Annotated in this window: 2 protein-coding genes; one reads left to right on the plus strand and one right to left on the minus strand. The window is 78.4% G+C overall.

Annotated features, from left to right (window positions below):
• Positions 1–130 precede the first annotated feature (130 nt).
• Positions 131–2,152 carry an AfsR/SARP family transcriptional regulator gene (locus ICW40_RS20095; RefSeq protein WP_308121935.1) on the minus strand — a complete coding sequence of 674 codons (2,022 nt, stop codon included), beginning with the start codon at positions 2,150–2,152 and terminating at the stop codon, positions 131–133.
• A 123-nt stretch (positions 2,153–2,275) separates the two neighbouring features.
• Here ICW40_RS20095 and ICW40_RS20100 point away from each other — a divergent pair, with 123 nt between their 5' ends.
• Positions 2,276–3,154, plus strand: coding sequence for an alpha/beta fold hydrolase (locus ICW40_RS20100; protein WP_221655749.1), 879 nt, complete (start codon positions 2,276–2,278; stop codon positions 3,152–3,154).
• The last annotated feature ends 190 nt before the right edge of the window (positions 3,155–3,344 follow it).

A 3,344-nucleotide genomic window follows, 5' to 3' on the forward strand; every position in this document is an offset into this window, starting at 1 on the left:
GCGTCGCGCAGCGTGGGCCGGGCGACGGCGCCGGTCGGCCGCGCGCCCGGGCCGGGCGCGGCCCCCGGCGTCCGGTCGCTGCTCGCCCTCGAGTCCACCGACCCATCATGACCGACGACGTGCGCCGCGATCAGCCGCCGGACCGGTGGGACGGCGTCGACGCACCCTCCAGGCGAGCGAGATGCCTCGCGACCGGTCCGGCCGTGAGGAGACCGCTGCCGGCGCCGGCGACCTCGCCCGCGGCCGGGGCCAGCGCGGCGTGCGCGCGCTCCACCACGGTGGCGTCGCCGACGTCGAGCGCCGCCGCGGCCGCGAGGCACCACAGGGCCTCCGTCAGCAGGTCGCGCGGCGGGTCCGGCAGCGCTGCGAGCGCCTCGGCCGCGGCGCCGCGCCGTCCCTCGGCCAGCAGCACGAGCGGCGTGATCCACGGCGCGTACGGGCCGAGGTCCGCACCGGCGACGTCGTCGGCGGCCATCGGCTCGTCCCGCGCGACGCGCAGGCACACGAGCGCCAGCGGCAGCAGGCCCCGCTCGAGGCCGGGCATGCCCGCTCCGTCGAGCGTCCGCGCCGCGTCGCGGTAGGCCGACGCGACCGCCGACGTCGGCTCCCCCGCGAGCGCCAGGCGCAGCGCCCGGTACCAGGTGGTGAAGACGCCGACGAGCGGCCGGTCGTGCCGCGCGGCGAGCCGGTCCGCGGCCTCGGCGTGCTCGTCGGCGCCGTCGAGGTCGCCCAGCGCGCACCGCGCCTGGAGGCGCACGAGCCGGCCCAGCACCTCGAACCCGACCAGTCCGGTCCGGGCCGCGAGGTCGACGAGCTCGGCGCCGACGGCGTCGCGTTCCGGGGCGAGGCCCGTGCGCCCGAACGTCTGCATGAAGACCCCGTTGAGCGCGAACGCGAGCAGGGCCGGGTCGCCGAGCCCTCGCGCGAGCCCCTCGGCCTCACGCGCCGCCTGCGCCCCGCGCGCCGACCGGTGGCCGCGGGACTCGACCGCGACCGTCGCGAGGAGGCGCGCCCGCAGCGCCGGGTGGGCGGACGCGTCGAGCCGGGCGAGCGTGCGCTCGGCCGCCGCCACGACCGCAGCGGCCTGCTCGGCGTCGTCGACGCGGGTCCACACGGCCGGCACGTCGTACGCGCCGATGACGCGGGCGGTCAGCTCGGCGTCGCCCCGCTCCTCCGCGGCGGCGATCGCGGCGACCCGGTGCTCGCGTGCCGTGAGCAGCCCGCTGCCGCCCGTGACCGCGAGCGACCGGAGCAGGCCCACGGTCGACTCGAGCCGGACCGCGGTGCCGGCCGCCACCGTGCGGTCGTACGCGGCGGTCGCCTCGGCCCACACGCGCCCGGCGGCCGCGCCGGGCGCGTGGTCGCCGGAAGTGGGCCCCCGGCCAGGGAGCAGGTGGTCGGCGTGCCGCAGCACGTCGAGCTCGAGGTCCCGCAGCGCCGCACCCGGGTCGACCCCGAGCTCGGCGACCAGCAGGTGACGCGCGCGGCGGAGCACCGCCAGGGCGTCCGCCTGGCGGCCGGTCCGGTACAGCGCGAGGGCGAGCAGGCGCCAGCCCTCCTCGCGCCACGGGTGCTCGGCGACGTGCGCGTCGAGGTCGGCGACGGCGCGCGCGGCCGTGCCGGCGTCACCGACGGCGACCCGGGCCTCGGCGAGCCGCTCGACGGCGTGCAGGCGCAGCTCGGTGAGGCGGCCGCGCTCGGCGCGCGCCCACGCCGCTCCCTCGAAGTCCGCGTACGCCGGTCCTCGCCACCACCCGAGTGCCTCCTCGAGGAGCGCGACGGCGGTCGTCGGGACGGCACCATCGGCGGCGGTCACGGCAGCCTCGAACCGCCAGGCGTCCACGGCGTCCGGCGCCGGCCTCAGCGCATAGCCCGGCCCCTCGGTGACCAGGAGGCGGGGCGCTGCCCGGGGCGGCCGGTCCGGCTCGACCGCGCGGCGCAGCGACGCGACGAAGGTCCGCACCGCGGCGACCGCCCCGGGCGGCGGGTCGTCGTCCCACAGGTCGTCGACCAGGAGCGTGACGGGGACCATGCGCCGGCGCGCGACGAGCAGGCGCGCCAGGACCTCGCGGTGCCGGGGTCCCTTGAGGGCGACCGGCTCGTCCTGAGCCCAGGCCGCGACGGGCCCCAGCACCCCGAAGGTGACCTCCACCCGTCCCGTCCCTCGCTCGCCGACCCTCGCCCGCGGCACGTCGGCGCGCCGGCTGCTCATCCGGTGCTCATCCGCACCGGCGAGGCTCCATCACATCAGCAACCCCGAGCGAAGGACGACCCCGTGAGCCTGCCCGTCCCCGGTTTCACCTCCGAGCGCCTCACCGTCGCCGACGGCGTCGCGCTGCACGCCTCCGTCGGCGGCAGCGGCAGCCCCGTCGTGCTGCTGCACGGCTTCCCGCAGACCAGCCTCATGTGGCGGCACGTCGCCGCCGACCTCGCCGCCGACCACACCGTGATCTGCCCGGACCTGCGCGGCTACGGCGCGAGCGACAAGCCCGCGGCCGACGACGCCGACGTCTACAGCAAGCGCACGATGGCGGCCGACGTCGTCGCGCTCGCCCGCGAGCTGGGGCACGAGCGGTTCGCGCTCGCCGGGCACGACCGCGGCGCGCTCGTCGCGTTCCGCGCGGGCCTCGACCACCCCGACGCCGTCTCGCACCTCGCGATCCTCGACGTGCTGCCCACGCTGGACATGTGGGACGTCCTGCACGGCGTCACGGCGGCGGTGGGCTTCCACCTCTACCTCATGGCTCAGCCGCCCGGTCTGCCCGAGCAGATGATCGCGGCGAGCGCCGACGCCTTCTTCGGCCACTTCCTCGACGCGTGGACGGGCGACCCGTCGGCGATCCCGGAGGACGTGCGCGCCGAGTACCTGCGCGCGAGCCGCGAGGCGGTGCCGTCGATCGTCGCCGACTACCGTGCCTCCGCGGGGGTCGACGTCGAGCACGACCGGGCCGACCTCGCGGCCGGGCGGCGGCTGACCATGCCGGTGACCGTCGTCCAGCAGGACTGGGGCTCGATGCTCGGCTACGACGCCGTGGCGCTGTGGTCGGCCTGGGCGTCGGACCTGCAGCACCGCAGCGAGAGCTGGGGCCACTTCATGGCCGAGGAGCACCCGCGCGCGGTCGCCGCGATGCTGCGCGAGCTGCTCGACCGCTGAGCGACGTGCCGGGCGCGGGGCCGGCGCCACCGACGAAGGAGGACACGCATGGCCCTCACGGCACGCCGAGCCGCGCGCACGCTCACGGTCGCGCTGACGGTCGCGCTGGCCGTGGCCGCCCTGACGGCCGGCTGCGCGGCCGACGCGCCGGACGACGCCGCCGCCCCGACGCCCGAGCCGACGTCGTCCG

Origin of the sequence: Actinotalea ferrariae, from assembly GCF_019733465.1 — a bacterium.
In the GTDB taxonomy this organism is placed as follows: Bacteria; Actinomycetota; Actinomycetes; order Actinomycetales; family Cellulomonadaceae; genus Actinotalea; species Actinotalea ferrariae_A.